Annotated in this window: 1 protein-coding gene; it reads left to right on the plus strand. The window is 64.2% G+C overall.

Annotated features, from left to right (window positions below; genetic code table 11):
• The first annotated feature begins 66 nt into the window (after positions 1 to 66).
• Positions 67 to 1,485 carry an IS1380 family transposase gene (locus CPA45_RS22415; protein ID WP_096655519.1) on the plus strand — a complete coding sequence of 473 codons (1,419 nt, stop codon included), beginning with the start codon at positions 67 to 69 and terminating at the stop codon, positions 1,483 to 1,485.
• Positions 1,486 to 1,719: the final 234 nt, after the last annotated feature.

Below are 1,719 nucleotides of genomic sequence, written 5' to 3' on the forward strand. Positions count from 1 at the left end.
CCCGCCTTATTCATGAGGCCGGCCTGAAAACGAAGATGGCGAGTGGTTTTCTCTTGTAGAATCAGAATGTTCCTGCCAGAACACGATTCAAGAGGACCACTCGCCATGGGTGAAAGCCTATCCACCTGGACGCCCTCGTGCAACGGCTCTGTCCGTGTCGAGCTGAGCGGCCACCGCACCACCAGCGACAGCGGCGCTTTGTTGCTGCGCGAAGCCCTCGACAGCAGCGGCGTGATCGAGGCGCTCGACGACAATCTGGTCGATCTCCGCAACCCGCTACGCATCCGCCACTCGCTGGCCAGCCAGCTACGTACCTTGGTGCTACAGCGTGCCATGGGCTGGATCGACCTCAGCGATACCGACACGCTGCGTCGTGACCCGCTCTGGCAGCTGGCCTGCAGTGATGCGCGTGGGCTGACACCCCTGGCCCAGGACCGGCCGTCTCAAGCCACGCTGTCCAGGCTGCTCACCTGCCTGGGTCGCAACGACAACATCGATGCCGTGCACGAGGGCCTGCTGCGGCTGGTGGTCTGGCGCCTGACCGCGTTGAAGAGCGGCGAGCGTCCCAAGCAGCTGACGCTGGACATCGACGGCCTGCCGATCGAGGTTCACGGCCACCAGGGCGGTTCGGCCTATCATGGCCTGTACGGCACCCGGATCTATTCGCCGCTGGTGGCCTCGCTGGCCGAGACCGGTGACATGGTGGGCGGCCTGCTACGAGAGGGCAACGCCGGCCCGGCCGAGAACGCCGACACCTGGATCCCCCATCTGGTGAGGCGGCTCAACGAGAGCACCGGCGCCCAGGTTCGGGTGCGCATTGATGCCGGGTTCACCGACAATGACACCTTGGAGGCCCTGGAAACGCGCGACATCGAGTATCTGGGCCGGTTGCGCAGCCACAAGGGCCTGCAGAAGCTGGCGGCGCCCTACCTGAAGCGGCCCCGCGGCCGACCGCCCGAACAGCCTCGGGAATGGTGCCATGACCTTGAGTACCAAGCCGGTTCCTGGCCAGCGCCACGACGCGTGGTGCTGGTCGTGCAGGAGCGCCCCGATGACTTGCTGCTGCATGCCTTCTTCCTGGTCACCAACCTCGGCAAGTTCGACTGGCCGCCGGAGAAGGTCTTGGCGCTCTATCGCAAGCGCGGCAGCGCCGAGGCCCACATGGGCGAGGTGAAATCGGCGCTGGATGTGCACCTGTCGTCGACGGATCGCGGGGCCTCCACGGTCCAGAACGTCATGGCCCGCAACGAGGTGAGCCTACTGCTGAGCCTCTACGCCTATCAGGTTCTGCATGGCCTGCGCTGCTTGCTGGTGCGTCAGACCCGGCAGGGCTGGAGTCTGAGCCGGATGCGCGAGCAGGTACTCAAGGTCGCTGGCACGCTGACGCTGCACGCCCGGCGCATCACCGTTCACCTCGGCGATGCAGCTGACAAATGGTGGCCTGCCTTGCTGAAGGGGCTACCAAAGCTGACCGCGCTGAGCTGACTCGTCGGCGATATCACCCCCCATCCCTGCGCCAGGCAGTCTCACTTCGGCTGACGGTGACGGCTGCACGAATGACGGCAATCCATTTCTGCAGGTTATAAATAAAATTAAAAGTTGCGCTGTTTTTGCATATGGCAGCGGATTCTCATGCTGCCATCGCGGTGCCGGTGGGCCGGTGTTGGCAGCGAGGGCTGACAATCCACTCAGCCAGCGCCCTCATGAATAAGGCGGGTT

Origin of the sequence: Vreelandella nigrificans (genome assembly GCF_002374315.1) — a bacterium.
In the GTDB taxonomy this organism is placed as follows: Bacteria; Pseudomonadota; Gammaproteobacteria; order Pseudomonadales; family Halomonadaceae; genus Vreelandella; species Vreelandella nigrificans.

Coding starts and splice junctions, on each gene's coding strand:
- CPA45_RS22415 (WP_096655519.1), top strand. CDS start 67: ATGTTCCTGCCAGAACACGATTCAAGAGGACCACTCGCCATGGGTGAA.